This window comes from Gilliamella sp. ESL1225, assembly GCF_058502635.1.
In genome coordinates this window covers 445,436-463,974 of record NZ_CP196358.1, presented here as the reverse complement: position 1 = coordinate 463,974, position 18,539 = coordinate 445,436, and the positions used below count along the sequence as shown (strand labels likewise).

At 33.2% G+C, this 18,539-nt stretch carries 14 protein-coding genes, 3 tRNA genes and 1 pseudogene; 9 read left to right on the top strand and 9 right to left on the bottom strand.

From position 1 onward, the window contains the following. Positions 1–25: 25 nt before the first annotated feature. Positions 26–3,094 (top strand): type I restriction endonuclease subunit R, encoded by a 3,069-nt coding sequence (locus ACSYSW_RS02055; protein WP_491706278.1) that lies wholly within the window; start codon positions 26–28, stop codon positions 3,092–3,094. Between the two features lie 902 nt (positions 3,095–3,996). Here ACSYSW_RS02055 and ACSYSW_RS02050 read toward each other — a convergent pair. Beyond that, positions 3,997–4,072, bottom strand: a tRNA-Phe gene (locus ACSYSW_RS02050). A gap of 513 nt (positions 4,073–4,585) precedes the next feature. On the opposite strand from ACSYSW_RS02050, the gene ACSYSW_RS02045 reads away from it, so the two are divergent. Beyond that, the gene (locus ACSYSW_RS02045; protein ID WP_491704937.1) at positions 4,586–4,879 is read left to right on the top strand and encodes a co-chaperone GroES; all 294 of its coding nucleotides are present in this window, start codon (positions 4,586–4,588) and stop codon (positions 4,877–4,879) included. A gap of 46 nt (positions 4,880–4,925) precedes the next feature. Continuing rightward, the gene (gene groL / locus ACSYSW_RS02040) at positions 4,926–6,569 is read left to right on the top strand and encodes a chaperonin GroEL (protein ID WP_491704938.1); all 1,644 of its coding nucleotides are present in this window, start codon (positions 4,926–4,928) and stop codon (positions 6,567–6,569) included. A 159-nt stretch (positions 6,570–6,728) separates the two neighbouring features. Here groL and ACSYSW_RS02035 read toward each other — a convergent pair whose 3' ends face one another. The 3 genes from ACSYSW_RS02035 to rlmN all read right to left on the bottom strand — a co-directional run bounded on the left by ACSYSW_RS02035 (position 6,729) and on the right by rlmN (position 9,255). Next, positions 6,729–7,304, bottom strand: coding sequence for a manganese efflux pump MntP (locus ACSYSW_RS02035; RefSeq protein ID WP_491704939.1), 576 nt, complete (start codon positions 7,302–7,304; stop codon positions 6,729–6,731). Between the two features lie 165 nt (positions 7,305–7,469). Beyond that, positions 7,470–8,093, bottom strand: coding sequence for a hypothetical protein (locus ACSYSW_RS02030; RefSeq protein WP_491704940.1), 624 nt, complete (start codon positions 8,091–8,093; stop codon positions 7,470–7,472). 10 nt (positions 8,094–8,103) lie between these two features. Continuing rightward, positions 8,104–9,255 (bottom strand): dual-specificity RNA methyltransferase RlmN, encoded by a 1,152-nt coding sequence (rlmN, locus tag ACSYSW_RS02025; protein WP_491704941.1) that lies wholly within the window; start codon positions 9,253–9,255, stop codon positions 8,104–8,106. 114 nt (positions 9,256–9,369) lie between these two features. Here rlmN and ACSYSW_RS02020 point away from each other — a divergent pair, with 114 nt between their 5' ends. Continuing rightward, positions 9,370–10,095 (top strand): M15 family metallopeptidase, encoded by a 726-nt coding sequence (locus ACSYSW_RS02020; protein ID WP_491704942.1) that lies wholly within the window; start codon positions 9,370–9,372, stop codon positions 10,093–10,095. On the opposite strand, the gene ACSYSW_RS02015 is transcribed toward ACSYSW_RS02020, so the two are convergent. Both ACSYSW_RS02015 and ACSYSW_RS02010 read right to left on the bottom strand, forming a co-directional pair. Further along, positions 10,092–11,390 (bottom strand): ATP-binding protein, encoded by a 1,299-nt coding sequence (locus ACSYSW_RS02015; RefSeq protein ID WP_491704943.1) that lies wholly within the window; start codon positions 11,388–11,390, stop codon positions 10,092–10,094. The genes ACSYSW_RS02020 and ACSYSW_RS02015 overlap by 4 nt on opposite strands. 19 nt (positions 11,391–11,409) lie before the next feature. Next, the gene (locus ACSYSW_RS02010; RefSeq protein WP_491706119.1) at positions 11,410–12,090 is read right to left on the bottom strand and encodes a response regulator transcription factor; all 681 of its coding nucleotides are present in this window, start codon (positions 12,088–12,090) and stop codon (positions 11,410–11,412) included. Positions 12,091–12,399: 309 nt separating this feature from the next. On the opposite strand from ACSYSW_RS02010, the gene ACSYSW_RS02005 reads away from it, so the two are divergent. Both ACSYSW_RS02005 and ACSYSW_RS02000 read left to right on the top strand, forming a co-directional pair. Then, positions 12,400–12,475 (top strand) — tRNA-His (locus ACSYSW_RS02005). Positions 12,476–12,524: 49 nt separating this feature from the next. After that, positions 12,525–12,601 (top strand) — tRNA-Pro (locus ACSYSW_RS02000). Positions 12,602–12,935: 334 nt separating this feature from the next. Here ACSYSW_RS02000 and ACSYSW_RS01995 read toward each other — a convergent pair. After that, positions 12,936–13,487, bottom strand: a pseudogene (locus ACSYSW_RS01995) (peptidylprolyl isomerase); the annotation flags it as partial. 285 nt (positions 13,488–13,772) lie between these two features. Between ACSYSW_RS01995 and ACSYSW_RS01990 the strand changes: the two are divergent. From ACSYSW_RS01990 to robA, 3 genes are all read left to right on the top strand, one after another. Further along, positions 13,773–14,363 (top strand): phosphoribosyltransferase family protein, encoded by a 591-nt coding sequence (locus ACSYSW_RS01990; protein ID WP_491704944.1) that lies wholly within the window; start codon positions 13,773–13,775, stop codon positions 14,361–14,363. 94 nt (positions 14,364–14,457) lie between these two features. Next, entirely contained in the window at positions 14,458–15,039 is a 582-nt protein-coding gene (gene nfuA / locus ACSYSW_RS01985; protein ID WP_491704945.1) for a Fe-S biogenesis protein NfuA, read from the top strand. Between the two features lie 96 nt (positions 15,040–15,135). After that, positions 15,136–16,038, top strand: a complete 903-nt coding sequence (gene robA / locus ACSYSW_RS01980) for an MDR efflux pump AcrAB transcriptional activator RobA (RefSeq protein ID WP_491704946.1) — start codon at positions 15,136–15,138, stop codon at positions 16,036–16,038. A 117-nt stretch (positions 16,039–16,155) separates the two neighbouring features. Here the strand turns inward: robA and trpR are convergent, their stop codons facing one another. Together trpR and sltY are read right to left on the bottom strand one after the other, a co-directional pair. Then, positions 16,156–16,443: a trp operon repressor gene (gene trpR / locus ACSYSW_RS01975; protein WP_491704947.1), complete on the bottom strand. Its 288-nt coding sequence runs from the start codon at positions 16,441–16,443 to the stop codon at positions 16,156–16,158. Positions 16,444–16,491: 48 nt separating this feature from the next. Next, positions 16,492–18,462 carry a murein transglycosylase gene (gene sltY, locus ACSYSW_RS01970; protein ID WP_491704948.1) on the bottom strand — a complete coding sequence of 657 codons (1,971 nt, stop codon included), beginning with the start codon at positions 18,460–18,462 and terminating at the stop codon, positions 16,492–16,494. Between the last annotated feature and the right edge of the window lie 77 nt (positions 18,463–18,539).

The window sequence follows — 18,539 nt, the reverse complement described above, 5'->3', positions numbered from 1 at the left end:
TGGATCATAATAAAAAGGACAGCATGTGGCGATTCAATTTACTAAAGAGCGAAAGTTAGAAATCAACTTTATTAATCAACTGATTCAAGGTGAGTCCCAATGGCATTATCGGGATGATTTAACCAACGAAGCAGCTTTATGGCAAAACTTACGCAATATTCTTGAAGCGAATAATCGTGCAATATTACGTGGCGTCGCTTTAACTGAGCAAGAGTTTATGCAGGTTAAAACACAGCTGACTTTTATTAATTTTTATGAAGCAGCTAAATGGCTTGCCGGTGAAAATGGTATTGCTAAAGTACAAGTACAGCGTGAAGACGCTACGCTTGGCACGATTCGTCTTAATGTGATTAATCGTGCTGATGTGGCTGGCGGTAGTACTATTTATGAAGTGATCAATCATTTTACTAGTGGTAAGCAGCAAGATAATGATCGTAACCGTATTTTCGATGTTACGTTGTTGATCAACGGCTTGCCGATGATTCATATTGAGCTAAAAAATCGTCAGCATCCTTATATGGATGGCTTCCGTCAGATTAAAAAATACCTAAAAGAAGGAAAGTTTAAAGGTATCTTTTCCTCAGTACAGATGTTTGTAGTCAGTAATGGCACAGATACCCGTTATATTGCCTCGGCATTACACTCACAATTAAATGAACGCTTTTTATGTAAATGGGTGGATATCAATAATAAGCCTATCACTGATTATTTAGCTTTTGCTAAAGCTGTACTATCTATTCCTCAGGCGCATAAAATCGTGACGCAATACTCCATTACCGACAAAGACAATGAAGCGTTGATTTTATTACGCCCCTATCAGATCCATGCTATTGAGGCAGTAAAACAAGCTTCAGCTTGCCAGCAATCTGGTTATGTATGGCATACCACGGGTTCAGGTAAAACCTTAACCTCTTATAAAGTGGCGTGTAATCTGTTACAGATTCCTGCGATTGATAAAACCCTATTTATTGTTGATCGTGTTGATCTTGATCAGCAAACAACCAGTTCCTTTACGTCTTATGCTGAATTTGATCCTGTATCCATTGATGAAACAGACAATGTAAATGATTTAGTACAGCGGTTGGCAAGTGAAGAGCGCGGTGTTGTTATTACCACTATTCAAAAGCTTAATCATTTAATGAAGCGCATGGCTGAAGCTAACATTAGCGAACATAAACAAAAACGATACAATAAAATAAAAGCCCTTAAAGTGGCATTTATTGTTGATGAGTGCCACCGGGCTGTCACACCACGAAAAAAACAGGAACTTGATCGCTGTTTTCAGTATGCACTATGGTATGGTTTTACTGGTACACCAATCTTTGCCGAAAATCCACGTGCTGAGTTAGGTGATTTAGCGAGAACGACTGAGCAACAATATGGTAAGCGCCTACATGAATATACAGTAAAAGAAGCGATTAACGATAATGCAGTACTTGGCTTTCAAGTGGAATATAAAAGTACACTTGAAGAAGATGAAATTGATAAAATTATTTACCACTATCATGTTAATAAAAAACCCAATCAATTAAGTACGAAAGAAAAAGAAAAGTTGATTCCAAGTTCAGTTTATGATGACAATAGACATCGCTTGAAAGTTATTGACTCGATTATCAATAAATCAAAAAGCAAACTTGGTTTTACGACTGAAAATGGTGAAGGCAAAGCTTATGGTGCAATTTTAACAGTACCAAGTATCGCTATTGCACAGGAATATTATGATTTGTTTAAACGTGTGGTCGCCGGACTTGAAACCGTCAAAATTAATGAGAACACACGCAGTATTTTGCCTGATTTTCCTAAAGTCGCGCTGACATATTCACTGTCTGAAAATGAAGAATCATCAATTCGCAATCAAGAAAAAATGAAAGAAGCGTTAATTGATTATAATCAGTGCTATGGTACGAATTTTACTCTTGAAACAATTCGCGCCTATAATCAAAATATTAATGCCAGACTGGCTAGAAAACAAAGCCGGTACCATAGACGAGCTGAACAGATTGATATTATTATTGTGGTAGATAGGTTATTAACCGGTTTTGATGCTCCTTGTATTTCGACTTTATTCATCGACCGGCCGCCAATGCGGCCACATGATATTATTCAGGCATTTTCTCGTACTAATCGATTATTTGATAAGAGTAAAACCTTTGGTCAAATTGTCACTTTTCAAACACCAACTCTCTATCAAGATGCTGTTGAACAAGCATTATTTCTTTATTCTAATGGTGGTGAAAATTACGTTCTTGCCCCAACTTGGCAAGAGGCGAAAGCTCGTTTACAAGAAGCGATAAAAGCGTTACGCCATCTTGTCCCCACACCTGAAGAGACTCATCATCTCACACTAGGTGAAAAACGACAATTCGCAAAGCTATACCAGCGTTTTGATAAAGCGTTTAACGCGGTATCGGTCTATTTTGATTTTGATATGACAAATATCGAAACAAATTTTGCCATTACGGAAACTGAAATTGAAAGTTATCATGGCTCTTATATCAATGTGCTTGAAGAACTGCGCTATAATCACGATAATGACGATGAAGTCGAGCCGTTAGATATTGAATATGTGCTGCTTACACACCGCATGGAAGAAATTAATTATCGTTATATTTTATCCCTTATTCAGCGTTTTGTACCTAATTCAGAAACGGCATCAGATTTCCATTTAGAGGATGGCACGCAATATCAAGAAGTTGATAACTATATTCAAACACTGATTGAAGAAAATCCAAAACTTGCGGATCTAATGGATACGCTTTGGCAAAATATTAAGCGTGATCCAGAATCTTACCGTGGTAAAAATATTACTGAGTTGCTGGAACAGATGATCAATGAAACCATTCATCACTTAGTTACAAAATTTGCTAACATTTGGGCGGTTGAGGTGGATAAGCTACGTTTTATGGTGGATAACCATAACCCAAATCACAGCAAACAAAATGGTGAGGATGAATTGCGAAATACCAGTCATTATGATGTGTATAAGGCATGTGCTGAAAACCCTGTACCTAAATTACGCTATTGGCGCAGTATTAAAGAAGCCTATCTGGAGATGATGCAAAACAACATTTTACCATTACGCTTAAATCACTAAACTGCATTCTTTGAAGGAATTTTATCGACTATAAGATATTATTTGCACAAAAAAAGACGATATTGAAATCGATTAAATCTTTCGAACTCTAGACGCAAAAGAACTCATGATTAGCACTAGCACTAAAGAAGCTGAGGAAAAGTATACTGAAAGTTGTGCTCAAAAATCGGTATTATATTCGCCGCCAATATTGGCAACTTGCACTTGAGATTTTTCAACAAAGCAACTGTACACTTTATAATAATATTAATCCAAATAAGGATTCATTGGCTCTTGTCTGGTTCAGGATTAAGTGATTGACCTTATAATCTAATATTTAGTCAAAAAGAGCTGAGCGTTTAATTATGGTTGAGTAAAAGCTCTACAGAAGAGAATGAATTTTTTTTGATTATTTAAGATAAAAAATGAGATAGAAATCTCATTTGGAGCACCACTGGAATAGATGCGTTTGGATAATAAAAAGGCTTACCGAATCCAATTTTTATATAAAGTCGATAGTTATAATAAAGAAACATGAACACAATACACTCAATGATATTTGGAGTATAATTTGTGTTGCGTTTGAACATGAAAATGTTTTTTCAGTAGCCTTTTTCAAGAAGTCACCCATCATTTAATTACTACATCTCAATTGAAGCAGACGCTTTTCTTCAGCAGATAAACAACTAATATGATCCATTAGCCGAGTATCTAACTCTTTAATACTTAGCCTATGGTAACGTTCTTTTTTATCTAATACTTTATTTAATAGAGTTCAAAAAGGGCAATAGTCGGTAAATCAAGAATTGGGGGTATTACTACAAAGCCTTTCTGCATAAGTTCTTGTAGATTTAAACACATTGGTATCAATGAATTTTAGATATAAAAAAACCAGCTTTAAGCTGGTGTTCTTTATTTAAGATTGGTGCCCGGACGCGGAATCGAACCACGGACACGGGGATTTTCAATCCCCTGCTCTACCGACTGAGCTATCCGGGCAACAATGGATGCACATTAAACACGATTCTGAATTAGTCGTCAATCCCTTTTAGCTAATATTTTTTAAAATAATGATTGGTTGATTGAAAAATAGCTTAATTGATTATTTATTGACTGTTTTTTATGATTTTGGATCTGTTTGTTAATTTTGTTTAAGAATTAAAAATCCAATAACGTTAATAAATCATTACAATATTTATGCGATAAATTTAAATTTTGTATGTTTAATCTAAAAAAATTTTTAAGTATCGTTAAATTATATATATTTATAATTATCAATTAGTTATTTTAATCATTACGCATAAAGTTAAGATTATTTTTTTCATTATATATTTTTTTATGATGAATAAATCATCAAACGGAAAATTTTTCCGTTATAATCTCTTGAAGGATTTTTTTCTATCCCCATATCTTTGGCACTGTATCATAAATTTTAATCTTGTGATTTATCTTAATTAATCATTATGTTAATTAAAATATTTTTTAATTAATAATTAGTATAGGAGATAACTAATGAAAATTCGTCCATTGCATGATCGTGTGATCATCAAACGCAAAGAAGTAGAATCTAAATCAGCTGGTGGTATCGTATTAACAGGTACAGCTGCCGGTAAATCAACGCGCGGTGAAGTGTTGGCTGTTGGTAATGGTCGCATTTTAGATAATGGGCAAGTTCAACCATTAGACGTTAAAGTTGGCGATATCGTCATTTTTAATGAAGGTTATGGTGTTAAACCTGAAAAAATTGATAACGAAGAAGTGCTTATCTTATCTGAAAACGATATTTTAGCGATTGTTCAAGAATAATTGACTATTTATTAACTTACTAGACAGAATTTAAGAGGAAAAGAAGATGACCGCTAAAGAAGTAAAATTTGGTAATGATGCCCGCGTTAAAATGCTTAATGGTGTAAATATCCTTGCTGATGCCGTTAAAGTGACTCTTGGTCCAAAAGGACGCAATGTTGTATTAGATAAATCTTTTGGTGCTCCAACCATTACTAAAGATGGTGTATCTGTAGCTCGTGAAATTGAATTAGAAGATAAATTCGAAAATATGGGCGCACAAATGGTTAAAGAAGTTGCTTCAAAAGCAAATGATGCAGCAGGCGATGGCACAACAACGGCAACTGTTCTTGCACAATCAATCGTTAATGAAGGATTAAAAGCGGTTGCAGCAGGAATGAATCCGATGGATTTAAAACGTGGTATTGATAAAGCTGTTTTAGCGGCTGTTGAAGAACTTAAAAAATTATCTGCACCATGTTCTGACTCAAAAGCCATTGCGCAAGTTGGGACAATTTCAGCAAATTCAGATGAGTCTGTTGGCTCTTTAATCGCCCAAGCGATGGAAAAAGTCGGTAAAGAAGGTGTTATTACTGTCGAAGATGGTACTGGCTTACAAGATGAACTTGATGTTGTTGAAGGTATGCAATTTGATCGTGGTTATTTATCACCATATTTTATCAATAAGCCAGAAACAGCAACGGTTGAATTAGATAATCCTTATATTTTATTAGTCGATAAAAAAATCTCCAATATTCGTGAACTACTTCCAGTTCTTGAAGCCGTTGCCAAAGCCGGTAAACCATTATTAATTATTGCTGAAGATGTCGAAGGCGAAGCGCTTGCAACATTAGTTGTTAATACTATGCGTGGTATCGTTAAAGTTGCTGCGGTTAAAGCACCTGGTTTTGGTGATCGTCGTAAAGCGATGTTACAAGATATTGCAGTTTTAACAGGTGGTACTGTAATTTCAGAAGAAATTGGTTTAGAGCTTGAAAAAGCAACTCTTGAAGATCTTGGTCAAGCAAAACGTGTTGTTATCACTAAAGATAATACAACAATTATTGATGGTATTGGTGAACAATCACTTATTGAAGCACGTGTTGAGCAAATTCGTAAACAAATTGAAGAGTCAACATCTGACTATGATAAAGAAAAACTTCAAGAACGTGTTGCTAAATTAGCTGGCGGTGTTGCGGTAATTAAAGTAGGTGCTGCGACTGAAGTTGAAATGAAAGAGAAAAAAGCACGTGTTGAAGATGCATTACATGCAACTCGCGCCGCAGTTGAAGAAGGTGTTGTTGCAGGTGGTGGTGTTGCTTTAGTTCGCGCTGCATCGGCAATTGCTGACCTTAAAGGTGCTAACGAAGATCAAAATGTAGGCATTAAAGTTGCACTTCGTTCTATGGAAGCCCCACTTCGTCAAATCGTGACTAACTGCGGTGAAGAAGCCTCTGTAGTTGTAAATGCGGTTAAAGGTGGTAAAGGCAATTATGGATATAATGCAGCAACTGAAGAATATGGCGATATGATTGCAATGGGTATTTTAGATCCAACTAAAGTGACCCGCAGTGCTTTACAATATGCGGCATCTATTGCAGGCCTCATGATCACAACTGAATGTATGATAACCGATCTTCCTAAAGATACACCTGATTTAGGTGCTGCTGGCGGAATGGGTGGCATGGGTGGAATGGGCGGCATGATGTAAGAAGACTTTAGTCTTTAAATTATCCCCATAAAACCTATACAGTCCTATTGGAATTATCTTAAAAAAGAACATCTTTTAATTATAAAAGATGTTCTTTTTTTATGCTCTATTGATTAAAGATAGTTAATGTTGATTTTATAATTAGCGGCAATTATTTTTTTAGCCTGTTAAGTGTTGATATAAAATAGTCGCTCCCAGAATAATCAGTATTATTCCCCCTAACAATTCAGCACGTTTACCAATTAAGCACCCTATTTTTTTACCTAATAATAATCCAAACGTTACCATTAGGCAGGTAGCACAGCCTATCATTATAGCGGCGTAGACGATATTAATATTCGCCAGAGCAAGCCCTACTCCAATAGCAAATGCATCAATGCTAGTTAAAATTGCTGTAAATATTAAGGTTAGAATGGAACGTGTATTTGTTATTAATGCTTGTGAATTCGATTCTTCTGTTTGAGATTGAAAGGAAGAATGGATCATTTTGATACCTAAAAACAGCATGACTATAAAGATAATCCAATGATCCCATTTTTCGATATATTGGTAACTTAAATACCCCAATAACCATCCAATAACAGGCGTTATTGCCTCTACTATCCCAAATAATAATCCTACTTTTAACGCATCCCATAATTGCGTTGATTTAAAACTAACACCTCGACAAACAGCTACCGCAAATGCATCGGTTGACATTGCAAATGCTAAAAATAAAATCGCTAAAAAACTCATTATTTCTGCCTTTTTTAATTCAAACCAAACAATATAATTTTTAATTAATTTTTTAATATCAGTTTTTAAATAGCTTTACGACTTATTCTCAATCATTAACTTAATTGATAGTTTCTTATAAAGAGATTAAAACAAAACGTGCTGTCATTTTTATTATTTTTGGGGTTATTGATTTACGACTTCTAATAAATAATTTGCGATTGTATTTTCACCTTGTTGCTTATAAAGTTTAGCTGTTTCTGTGACATTTTGTCGGCGTGTTGCATCATATAAAAAAAGTTGTTTAAACATTAAATCAGCCGTTTGTTTATCATTATTTTGCAAAGCACAATAGCCATATTGCTCGTAACTATCGGCTTTCCAACGATGACGATCTAAATCTAAACTTGTTTGAAATTGCTTTTTCGCTTCTTCATATCTATTGCGCGCACATAAAAAAGAACCATAATGAACATTATAAAGTCCATTACCTGGCTCCATTTTAGTAATTCGTTGATAAATCATTTCCGCTTCTTGATATTCACCAACATGCTGATCAAACATTGCCATGGCTAACATAATTTGCGGATTATTAGGCGAATATTCGGCTGCAGTCCGTAAATTATAATGCGCCAATTTAACGTTTTCGTCGGATTCATTTGCATGAGCTAGATAACCTAAACCTAATTTCATTCTAGCTAATGCAGCTGTTTCGGGATCAAATTCATTACGCCCTTTTAATTGGCAGCCAGATAGCAATAAGCTTGCTATTCCAACAGCTAATAACATCCACTTTTGATAGGATTTCATTCTAACCTGCTTATAAAGTTTGTTGGATAGGAATCTTTTTATATAATGTTCTTTTAGTACGATCGACAACTTCTCCCGCTAATTGACCACAAGCCGCATCAATATCATCACCACGTGTTTTGCGTACAATCACAGTAAAACCATATTCCATTAATGTTTTCATAAATCGATCAATACGGCTGTTCGAACTTCGCGAATAAGGTGCACCTGGAAACGGGTTCCATGGTATCAAATTAATCTTACTTGGAACATCTTTTAAAAATTTTGCCAATTCATGAGCATGTTCAATACCGTCATTTATTTGGTTAAGTAATACATATTCAATGGTGACTTTGCCGTGATTAGCATTAGAAACTTTTAAATAATTCAAAATCGAGTCACGTAATTGTGCCATATTATATTTCTGGTTAATTGGCATTATTTCATTACGGATAGTGTCATTAGGTGCATGTAATGAAATTGCCAGTGCTACATCAATCATACCGGCTAATTTATCTAAGGCGGGTACAACACCTGACGTTGATAGTGTTACACGTCTTTTAGATAAACCAAAACCAAAATCATCTAACATTATTTCCATTGCAGGAACAACATTTGATAAATTAAGTAAAGGCTCTCCCATCCCCATCATAACAACATTTGTAATCGGTCTATCAGCAAGTTTTCCGGTTAAACCAATTGCTTTAGAAGCACGCCATACTTGTCCTATAATTTCAGCGACAGTAAGATTACGATTAAATCCTTGTTGTGCTGTTGAGCAGAATTTACATTCTAATGCACAGCCTACCTGTGATGATACACATAATGTCGCTCTGTCTCGTTCGGGGATATAGACCGCTTCAATCATTTGATTGTTGCCAACATCTAATGCCCATTTAATAGTACCATCACTGGAACGCTGTTCTATCGCAATGGCAGGCGCTTTAATTTCTGCAATGTCTTTTAATTTATCACGTAATTTTTTATTAATGTCTGTCATTAAATCAAAATCATCTAATCCAAAATGGTAAATCCATTTCATGACTTGATCCGCTCTAAATGGTTTTTCATCCATGGCTACAAAAAAATCACGCAGCCCTCGACGGGTGAGATTTAAGAGATTAATTTTTTCTTTCACGGTAGGGATTGAATTCGCTATATTAATATTACTTGGAACTGTCATAACGCCTCGTTTTTACACATTATGGCTTTTTAATTTCTGGGAAAAAGATTATACTGATTTTCATTGATTCTGGCTAACAGAAATTATTTTCTATTATTAATCAACTACTAAATCATGAAATCTTGGCGTAAACTAAGCATTATTTTTTCTCTTCTCTATTCAACATTTACAATGGCACAAGAAATTCCTTTAAATAAATTAATTGGGCAGTTTGATGAAACGCAAGATGATTCTTTTATTGCCTTAGATTCAACATTATTGCCAGTAAATAAAAAAGGTATGTTTCTACAAAAAGAAGCCGCAAATCAATTAATTAATGCTTATCAAGCATTCCAGAAACAGCATCCTGATATTCCGTTTATTATTGTTAGTGCAACGCGTAATTATGACTATCAAAATGGTATTTGGCAACGTAAATGGACCGCTTTAGCAAAACATAATAATGACGCAAACAGCATTGCTAACGAAATTTTAAAATATTCATCGATGCCAGGTACCTCAAGACATCATTGGGGAACAGATGTAGACATTACCAATTTATCGTCTAATTATTTTAAAAACGATAAAAAAGGTCAGATTCTTTATCAATGGTTACAAGAGAATATGTTTAGATATGGTTTTTGTCAGCCTTATAATGAAGATCGCAAAGGTGGATATTATCCAGAAGAGTGGCATTGGTCATATAAACCAATCGCAAAGCAATATTTAACGCAATATAAACAAATATTAACATCAAATCCAACACGATTAACTCAATTAGATTTTATTGGACACGATAAAATAATGCTTGAACCGTTGGTTAAACAGTATGTTTTAGACGTTAATTCCGATTGTTATTAATCTAGACGCCAATATGGCAATTTAATAATAACCGTTAAGCCACCATGTTCACGATTTTTTGCGCTTATCAAACCTTTATGGAAGGAGACTGTTTTACGTGCTATTGCAAGACCGAGTCCATATCCTTTACCAAGTTGGGTTGATTGAATACGTACAAAAGGTTCGAAAATGCTCGATAATTTACTTGGTTCTACACCAGGCCCTCTATCTTTAACTTCAATTTGTAAATATTTACCCACTTCTTTTAGCACTACATCAACTTCTTGTCCTGGTTTTGAAAACCGTATTGCATTACGGATAATATTTTCGACCGCACGTCTTATTTGTTCGGAATTGCCTTTTATAATCGAGTGATTAATATTAGTTTGTATAAATTTAACGACGATTGATTGAGGATTAGCTTCATAATTAGCATCGTTAATGACTACCCCAATCAAGGCTTTTAAATCAAAATATTCATCGGTACGATTAGTCATTTCAGCCCGCGAATAATTCAAAATTTCACCAATAAGTTGATCTAAACGTTGAGATTCCAATTCAATTCTTGATAAGGCTGTATCAATATTTTGTTTATTTTGCTGCGCAAGACCAATAGCTAACTGCAATCTCGCTAAAGGAGTACGTAATTCATGCGAGACATCATGCAATAAAGCTTGCCTATCCGAAATTAAGATATGTAGCTGTTCAACCATCATATCGAAATCTTTTCCTAGATCACTTAATTCATCGCGTCGACGTTTTAATTTATCGAATAATCTTACCGATAAATCACCTTGTGAAACAGAATGGAATCCTTGTCGCAATAATTTCATTGGTCTCGTTAAATTCCATGCTAAAAATAGACTGAATATAAGACCAACAAAAACACCCATTAATATCATCGTAAGTGGCATATTGAAAATAGTTTCATTATTACTGTCACTTGCTTGATCTTCCTGAAAAGTCACGATATAAGGCGTACCATCAGGTGAGATGGTCATACGTTGATAATTAACATGATTACCAATTAATTTATCATTAATAATATTTACTGGATCATTTTGAGATGAAGCCAGCTTTATAGTTAATAATGAACGTTCGTTTTCAGGAAAATGGGAAATAAACTTAAGCGTTTCCTCTTCACCTTGAACATGTAACAATTGAGCAACCAAATCCACTTTTGTAGGCATATGGTTAATAAATTGTTTATTTTTATTATCAAGATAAAAAGTAAATGCAATCCAAGTAAGTTGAAAGGTAAAAAAGAATATTAACCAAAAGGTGATTAAAATTTTCCAAAATAAACATCGATTCATTTAAAAAAACCTAAGATTATCACCGGATACGGTAACCTACCGCTCGAATTGTTTCGATAGTAACTACATTTTGTGCTACTTGATGTAATTTTTGTCTAATATTACTAATATGGACATCGACACTACGATCATATAATTCTCGTGCGCGGCCTAATCCATCTTCGGATAATTTTTCTTTTGTAACAACGCGCTCATTATATTTGACTAGTAAAACTAATAAATTAAATTCGGTTGAAGTTAAATCAATGACTTTATCATGCCATGTACAAAGTCGTTGAGGTAAATCTAATACCAAACCATTGTAATAATATTTTTTATCGTCCGTGATTTCTACCGGTCTTTCTTCAAATCTACGTAATACAGCACGTAATCTAGCTAATAATTCACGTGGATAACAAGGTTTTGGAATATAATCATCAGCGCCTAATTCCAAACCTAAAACACGATCAATATTATCACCTTTAGCCGTAAGCATAATGACTGGCATATTGGATTGTTGACGAATATTTTTTAAAACATCAATACCATTTATATCTGGTAACATTACATCTAAGATAGCCGCACGATATTTACCCGATAAAGCTTCATCAATACCGTCTTTACCTAAATAAACACTTTTTATATTGAAACCTTCATTAGTTAAATATTCGCTGAGCATTTGCGATAATTCTATATCATCATCAATTAATAGGATATTTATCATAATCACCATTACTATGTTGTTATTTATTAATATATTATTGTCAATAGTCTGTTAAAAGTCAGTCTATTTTACTAAAAGATTACACATTTTCGTTTGTGATTCTAAGACATTTTAAAGACAAGTATGCCTATAAATTTAATATAACTTTTTATTTTTGTATATATTTTCTTCTTTTATGTTAGCAAAAATCATTAAAATATATTGCTAAACCTAAAATTGTTTTTTATATAATCAATTAACGAATTTTTTAAAAAATCTGCTGGACAAGATCTTATTTTATGCGTAATATTCCGTCCTACTTCTTTGGTGGCTATAGCTCAGTTGGTAGAGCCCTGGATTGTGATTCCAGTTGTCGTGGGTTCGAATCCCATTAGCCACCCCATTTATCTTAGAGAATTCTTTAGATTAATTGTTTAAGATATATCAAGAATCGGCGAGTAGCGCAGCTTGGTAGCGCAACTGGTTTGGGACCAGTGGGTCGGAGGTTCGAATCCTCTCTCGCCGACCATCATTTTTCTGATTTTATTTAAATTATTTCTTTCTTAAATCAATACCACAATTTCAAGAAACCCAATAACAAAATAACCGCTATGATTTAGCGGTTATTTATGCTTTGTTCTTTTGTGATTTAAAAGATACGATTTAAATTAAATTTATTCAAAATAAACAATTTATATTAATCTTTTATTACCCTTCAATTATTCCTCTATCTGTTCTAATTTTTGATCAGATGATGTTTGATCTTCTATCGGTTGATTATCCGTTGTTTCGTCAGTTATTGTTTGATCAGTAATAGGTTGATCCGCTACGATTTGTTCTGGCGTTTTTTCAATGTTTTTTTCAACAAATGCACGTTTGATATAGACAGGATCTACTGGAACATTTTGATGTGGTCCAACCGATTTAGTTGGAACTTTAACAATTTTATCAACAACTTCCATTCCGCTTACAACTTTACCAAATACGGCATATCCATAATTTAAAGGAGAAGTATAATTTAAGAAATTATTATCAACGACATTAATAAAAAATTGGCTGGTCGCACTGTCGACAACATTAGTTCGAGCCATTGCAACGGTACCTCGATTATTTTTTAAACCATTATTGGCTTCATTCTTAATCGGTGATTTGCCTTCTTTAAATTTAAGTTGTTCATCAGCACCGCCGCCCTGAATCATAAAGTTTGGGATAACGCGGTGAAAAATTAATCCATCATAAAATCCACTGTTAACATATTCAATAAAGTTATTCGTTGATATCGGTGCATTTTGTTCATCTAATTCAATTTCAATATCACCTAAACTTGTTTGTAATAAAACCCGAGTATCGGCAAAAGAACTAAAAGAGATACAGCTTAATAATAAACTGGCAATGATTAATTTAATGTTTTTCATATTGTTAAATCCTTTTAAGGTTTATAAGATTTTTAAGTTTCAAAATTATACTCAATATTTTAGTAATATAAATATCATTGACTTAAATATTGGAAAATTTTGTGAAGACAATCCCAATGTTAATTGTTAATTATATTAATGATGAAAGCGCATATTTATAATTAACCACTTAATTTATATCACTTTAAATAAGGTATGGATATAATGCGCTGCTTTTTATGTCGGATGTCGCTCAAAATAAAGAATCATGGTATTTGTAGCCAATGCTATAAGAATCTTCCAAAATTGAATAAAATTTGCCAGCAATGTGCTTTACCCCATTCATTGCCGAGTTTACGCTGTTTTAGATGTTTAGAACATAGACCTTATTATGACGAGATCACACCTGCTTTTGGTTATGAGTCACCAATTAAAGATTTAATACATGATTTCAAATTTAATCAAAAAACTGAACTGAATATTGCACTATCTAGGTTAATTTTTTTAGAATGGTTTCAAAAATGGTTATCAGGAAAAGCGATAAAACCTGCTCTTATAACGTGTGTTCCTTTACACCATATCAGTTATTGGCGACGAGGTTATAATCAAGCGGAGATGTTAGCACGTTATATTGCAAAATGGCTAAATCGCCCTTTTTATCCTTATCTATTAAAACGCAATAAAATAGCTTTAGAACAAAAAAAATTATCGATTAAGGAAAGAAAACGTAATGTCGATGTTTTATATACTTGCAAAAATGATTTGCAAAATCAATCGGTAATATTAGTTGATGATATTGTAACAACGACTAATACCGTTAATGCAATAAGCCAACAGTTAAAAAACGCAGGAGCAACACATATTCATATTTTATGCTTATGTCGTACTCTCTTGTAAAATCAATGTTAGTCTCTATAATAACCGATAAAACCAAACATTTTTTATTGGTTATCGTTTAGTCACTTTTTCTAAACGATAAAGAGAGGAATCCATGTCAATTATTAAAATTTCAAAATCTGCTGAACAACATTTCAATAAGTTGCTTAGTAATCAATCTGAAGGAACACAAATACGTGTTTTTGTTATCAATCCAGGTACTGCAACCGCTGAATGTGGCGTATCTTACTGCCCACCTGATACTATTGAAGAAAGCGATATAGAGCAACCACAAGATGGTTTTTCAATCTATATAGATTCAATTAGCGCTCCTTTTTTAGAAGATGCAGAAATTGATTATATTGCTGATGAACTTGGTACCCAACTGACATTAAAAGCACCTAATTCTAAAATGAAAAAAGTATCTGCTGACGCCCCATTAATTGAGCGGGTAAATTATGTCATTCAGGCAGAAATCAACCCTCAACTAGCCGGTCATGGTGGTCATGTTAATCTGATTGAAATAACAGATGATAATTATGTCATTCTTCAATTTGGTGGAGGATGTAATGGATGTTCCATGATCGATTACACATTAAAAGAAGGTATCGAGAAACAACTATTAGGGATGTTTCCCGAACTTGCTGGCGTCAAAGATATCACTGAACATCAAGCCGGTAGTCATTCATTTTATTAAATTGTGATTTTTCATTAATTTATATTTTAACTTGCATATTATTCTGACTAAGAATAATAGGACGCTATGCCTCAATAAAAGGGATTATAGAGTTTTATGAATCAAATCAGTATCATTGAAGATCTTATTGCTTGGATTGAAAAAAGCCTTGAGCAGCCTCTTTCAATTGATCATGTAGCACAAAGATCAGGTTATTCTAAATGGCATTTACAGCGGATGTTTAAGGAAGTAACTGGACAAATTTTAGGCTCCTATATCCGTTACCGGCGTTTAACTTATGCTGCGCTTTCTTTAAGATTAACCAGTAAACCAATTTTAGAAATCGCAACGCAATACCGATTTGATTCTCAACAAACATTTACACGCTCATTTAAAAAACACTTTAATATTACACCTGCTAACTATAGACGGAGTGAATATTGGGATCCAACCGGTTTAACACCTGCTATTGAATTAAATAAAACACATTTTTCTTTACCTGAACCTTATTTTGTCAATATGCCAGCTCAACGTTATTGGGGAATTACTTATAAAAATAATTACGATTTACGAAAATTATTAGATGAAAAAAACTTATTACGTGCAGAAATATTTACTCATTATTTTTCTCGTTATTCTTATAAAGACACTGTTTTACCTGATAAAATTTATGCATTTAACCAGATAAAAAAAAATAAAGCCAATGCGGATGAACAAGAATTATTTTATACCATCGCTTTAGAACATAATAATGGTCTTGATAATATTGAACCTTATGAGAATGGCGGCGGTCTTTATTTATGTTTTAAATATATTGGTCATCCTGATAATTTTGGTGAATTTATTTCGCAAGTTTACTTAGCCGCGCTGCCTGCTTTAAACATAAAATTGCGCTCAGGATGCGTTATTGAAATTCATCATAATCGAGAAGAAATAACGGCTGAATCCATTATAAACGTTCAATTAATGGAATGTGATTATTGTATACCTATAATGAATAACGAAAGCATGATCTCATAATACCCACTCTTATAATAAAAATATCTGAAAATTACGTAAACTGCTTGACGAAATATGATGTGATTTAACTGATATTTTATTAAAACATTTATATTGCTGTTAAAAAAACGATTATAATTAAGCTTTTCTTAAAAGGGTATTTTCTAACCAATGTTTAAAGTTAGGGCTAACTTCTTTCAGGCTATTTGATCCTCGAGTTACTGTTGCTATACCTGTTCCAAGTTGTTCTCTTAATTGCCGTTGATTAATTGTACCTTCTAATAATAAACGTACTATTTTGACGCGTGTGGCTAATGCATCACGTTCATCAGTTGTCATGAGTAGTTTTAAAATATCAAGGGCAAATCCATCATTAAAAGCTTGATGTAAAATATCAACCGTTTCTTGCCAATCATTAGAATTCATATTCATTACCATTATTTATGTTGTTAATTGATGTGGAGCGATATCGTTTTAATATTCCCTTGTGATTTCATTCTCGTGCAAAATAGCAATAACTTTTTGTTTCAACAAAGTTCTATAAACATAATCATAAATCAAAACATTTTTAACATAATTTCGTGTTTCGTTAAATGGGATGCTTTCAATAAATTCAATTGCATCTAATGTACCTTTGCTCTGTTCTAACCATTGTTTAATTCTGTTAGGACCTGCATTATATGCAGCTGCAGCTAATATTCGGTTATTATTATTTTGTAAATAAGCATTATTTAGATAAAAAGTACCTAATTCAATATTAATGCTAGGAATAAAAAGCTGTGTAGATGAAGAATAATTTATATCTTCTATTTTACTGGCAACACTCTTCGCTGTTGCAGGCATTATTTGCATAAGACCACTTGCACCAACGGGCGATTGTACATTGGTATCAAATGCACTTTCTTGACGCGAAATAGCTAAAACAAATGCAAACGAAATTTCTTTCCCTTTTAAAAATTTTTGATAAAGATCTTCATACATAATCGGTAAACGTAATCTCCAATCATCCCATAATTTACCTGCAATAGTTGCTTGAATGCTTAAATCACCCCAATTTTTATGATAAGCAACTTGAGCCAGCTCTGTATAACGTTGTTCTTTATCATCTTGATTTGTAGACTTGAATTCAATATTTTGATTATTCAGTAATTTTTTCCATTCTGTCATTGATTCAGACAGCATATCCATATAACGTAATTCTTCAATTCGCTTAATAATTGGATTTAATGCATATTGATTTAAAAGCTGATTTAATTGTGCTTGCGTTAGTATTTCTGTCTGATCAATTACCTGATAACGAATATTCAATGTTTGAGCACTCACCATGGCATAAAAACCGCGATTATTTACTAATTTTTTTAAAATTGGTTCAGCCTTACTTTTTTGATTTTTATTAATAAAAACACGCGCTTGCCAATATTGCCAATCATCTTTATCTTTACCCTCTAAAGGTAATTTATTTATCCAATATTCAATTTCAGCATAATTCTTTTGATTAATCGCGAGTCTTATCCGTTTTTCAATCAAAGGTGTATCTTGGCTTTTAATAATAATTTCGTCTCGCCATTGGCTTTCTGTTTTTGTTACAGAATCGTTAAATAAGTTATTAGCAAGTTTTTTTTGCAATAAAAGTACTTCTGATTTTGATAATTTTTGTTGTTGAGTAAGTATAGAAATGACAGAAAATGCCCTGTCTTTGTCTAATCTAGCTAAGCGGGAAAACAAACCAATAATAACTTGTTTAGTAAAATGGCTTGGCGTAATTTGTTCAGAAAAATTAGCAATATTACGAGGATCATTAATAACGAGTAATAAATTTGCTTTTACCGTTTTATAATCATCAGGCAATAAATTGGTTAAATAATTTGCAAATTTTAAATTATTTGCCTCAATGGCTAAGCCAATTCTAAATAAAATACTATTTGGGCTACGCAATCCAGCATTAACCCATGCATCTATAAGGGGATCACAAGCCGAGGGTAATTCATTCCCTGTTTTCCATAATGATTCCATTTTAGCCCATGCAATTTTATGATCGCCATTTTTCAATAAAGCATAATAATAACGACAAGTTGTTATGAGCGAATTATCTCGAGGAAAATTTATAATTCCTTGCCAATCTTCACGGCGTGTTAATTCTGTCAAATAGGCTTGTATTAAAGAGGGTTTATAAGGAAAGTCCGGATATTTTTGCAAAAAATTTATCAAATCATCAGCCGAAATAATATTAATATTTTGTTGAAAATATTGCATTGCAACATAAGGATATAATGGATAAGAGTCTAAACTCATCAAAAGACTTTTTTGCTGTTCACTATTTAATGTTTGATACGTATTAGTCCACTTTTGATACTTTTGTCTTAAATCTGCTAATGAATCTGTCGCAAATGCACTATTTGCCATCATTAACATGATAATAAAAAAGCAACGTAATACTAATTGCATCGATTTATTCCCTATATTTATTAGATAAAATATAATTAATACCAGTACGAATGGTAAGATAAGTTAACAAAAATCGC